5 protein-coding genes are annotated in these 2,296 nt (G+C 68.0%); all 5 read left to right on the top strand.

Translation table 11 applies throughout. The features are described 5' to 3' along the window. On the top strand, positions 1-591 hold a 591-nt coding region (locus tag Mterra_RS20710; RefSeq protein ID WP_338025087.1), incomplete at its 5' end, for a cytochrome c oxidase subunit 3 family protein. Between the two features lie 108 nt (positions 592-699). Continuing rightward, on the top strand, positions 700-1,377 hold the full coding sequence (locus tag Mterra_RS20705; protein ID WP_119316805.1) for a cytochrome c oxidase subunit 3: 678 nt from the start codon (positions 700-702) through the stop codon (positions 1,375-1,377). A gap of 19 nt (positions 1,378-1,396) precedes the next feature. Beyond that, positions 1,397-1,735: a cytochrome C oxidase subunit IV family protein gene (locus Mterra_RS20700; protein WP_119316804.1), complete on the top strand. Its 339-nt coding sequence runs from the start codon at positions 1,397-1,399 to the stop codon at positions 1,733-1,735. A gap of 5 nt (positions 1,736-1,740) precedes the next feature. Next, on the top strand, positions 1,741-2,085 hold the full coding sequence (locus Mterra_RS20695; RefSeq protein ID WP_147373009.1) for a hypothetical protein: 345 nt from the start codon (positions 1,741-1,743) through the stop codon (positions 2,083-2,085). Beyond that, a partial coding sequence (locus Mterra_RS20690; protein WP_147373007.1) for a hypothetical protein occupies positions 2,073-2,296 on the top strand: 224 nt, incomplete at its 3' end. The genes Mterra_RS20695 and Mterra_RS20690, both read left to right, overlap by 13 nt.

Here is a 2,296-nt window from a genome sequence, read left to right as displayed (position 1 = left end):
GGATCGGGCATCGTCCGCGGCCGCGGGGGCGGGGGGAACGGCGGCGGGAACGAGCCGGGGGGCCTCGAGGCCTTCCCCGTCCCCACCGCGCGGCTGGGCCTGTGGATCTTCATGGCCGTGGCGACGGTGCTGTTCTCGGCCCTGGTCAGCGCCTACCTGGTGCGCATGAACCTGCCCGACTGGAAGAGCCTGAGCGAGCCCGGGCTGCTGGGGCTCAACACCGCCCTGCTGGCGCTGGCGAGCCTCTTCCTCCAGCAAGCCGCCTGGGCCAGCCGTCGCTACGACCTCGGCGCGACCCGGCGCAACCTCCAGCTCGGCGGCCTGCTGGGCTTCGCCTTCGTGGCGGGGCAGTTGCTGGCCTGGAGCCAGCTCCAGGCGATGGGCTACTTCCTGGTGAGCAACCCCTCGGCCAGCTTCTTCTACCTCATGACCGCGCTGCATGGGCTGCACCTGCTGGGCGGCCTGGTGGCCTGGGGGGTGGTGGGCTCGAGGGTCCCCCCCTCCCCCCTGTCGGTGCAACTGTGCACGACCTACTGGCACTTCCTGCTGCTGGTGTGGCTGGTGCTGTACGGCCTGCTGCTGCTGACCTGAGGAGAAAGGGCACGTGCTGATGGCTCATCGCGCATTGCCAAAGCCGGGTCTCAGCCATCAGCCATCAGCTATCCGCTATCAGCCATAAGCAATCGTTGAGGAGGCGGCGTGGAGAGACAACCCAAACGGACCCTGAAGAGCCCCAGCCAGCTCGTCAGCGACTGGGCCTCCGACCTCTCGGCCTTCAAGGTGGTCTGGGGCAAGGCGATGATGTGGATCTTCTTGCTCTCCGACACCTTCATCTTCGGCTCCTTCATCGCCAGCTACGCCTCGGCGCGGCTGGCGGCGAGCGCCACCAACTCCTGGCCCGACCCGGCCAAGGTGTTCGCGCTCGAGGTCGGCGGGCACGAGGTGCCGCTGCTGCTCATCGCCGTCATGACCGTGGTGCTCATCAGCAGCAGCGGCACCATGGCCATCGGCGTTTACCACGCCTACGGCCGCAACAAGCGCATGACCGCGCTGTTCTTGGTGATCACCGCGCTGCTGGGCCTGACCTTCGTGAGCATGCAGGCCTTCGAGTGGACCCACCTGATCCGCGACCTGGGCTTCAGGCCCTGGACCAACCCCATGGGCGCGCCCCAGTTCGGCTCCTCCTTCTTCATGCTCACCGGCTTCCACGGCCTGCACGTCACCATCGGGGTGATCTACCTGACCGTGGTGGCGGTGCGGGTGCTGAAGGGCGTGTACGACCGGGGGAGCTACGTGGGGGTGGAGATCTGCGGGCTGTACTGGCACTTCGTGGACCTGGTGTGGGTCTTCATCTTCGCCTTCTTCTACCTGTTCTGAGGGCATTCAGGGAGAGCGCATGGAACACACGGATCACGCCACCGGCAAGGGCGAGCAGCACCAACCCATCCGCATCTACATCTACGTGTGGGTGCTGCTTTTCGTGCTCAGCGCCCTTTCCTACCTGCTGGACTACTTCGAGGTGCACCCCGACTGGCTGCGGCGCTTTCTGATCACGGCCTTCGCCCTGGTGAAGTCTGCCCTGATCGTGGCCTACTTCATGCACATGCGCTTCGAGCGGATGGGGATGGTGCTGGCGATCCTGCTGCCGCCGCTGCTGCTGATGGCCCTGGTCGCCATCATCCTCCCCGAAGGCACCTACGTCTCCGGGGTGCGGGAGTTCTTCTTCGGGCGGTGAGGGCGGTGCAGCGCTTGCCCTGGGCTCGAGGCCGGCCTGCGCGGTACAAGGCGCTGGCCTCGGCCTTGCTGCTGATCGGCCTGGCTAGCGCCGTCTTCTGGCTGAGCCTGCGCCTGGGCATGCCGGGCGCCCAGCCCAGCCTCTACACGCCCGAGGGGTTGCCCCTCGACGCCCTCTACCTCTGCAGCAACGCCGCCTGGAGCAGCCTCGAGGACGCCCCCCGGCGGGCCATCCTCCAGGCCGTGGGCATCGGGCTGCTGATCCCGCTGCCTTTCCTGCTGGTGGGCGGCATCGCCTACCGGCTGTACCGCTCGAGCCACAACCACAGGAGGTCGGAATGGGAGTTTTAGACATCGCCCAGGGCCTTTTCCTGGTCGCCGCCGAGAACCTAGCCTCCCCCGACCCCGCCGCCGCCCGCGTCGTGGGGCTGGTGGTGGGGGTGATGAGCGCGCTCGGGGGCGCGGTGGTGGGTGCCTTCGCCAGCGTCCTGGCCCACCAGGCCACCCGCAACCGCCTGAGCGGCCTGGCAATGGGGGTCATCGCCGGGGCCGCCACGGGGGC

The organism is Calidithermus terrae (genome assembly GCF_003574345.1).
Lineage (GTDB): Bacteria > Deinococcota > Deinococci > Deinococcales > Thermaceae > Calidithermus > Calidithermus chliarophilus.
This window is presented reverse-complemented; position numbering and strand designations above follow the sequence as displayed.

Excerpts from the sequence above, each read along its gene's own strand:
- Mterra_RS20700 (WP_119316804.1), top strand. The coding sequence starts at position 1,397 with ATGGAACACACGGATCACGCCACCGGCAAGGGCGAGCAGCACCAACCC.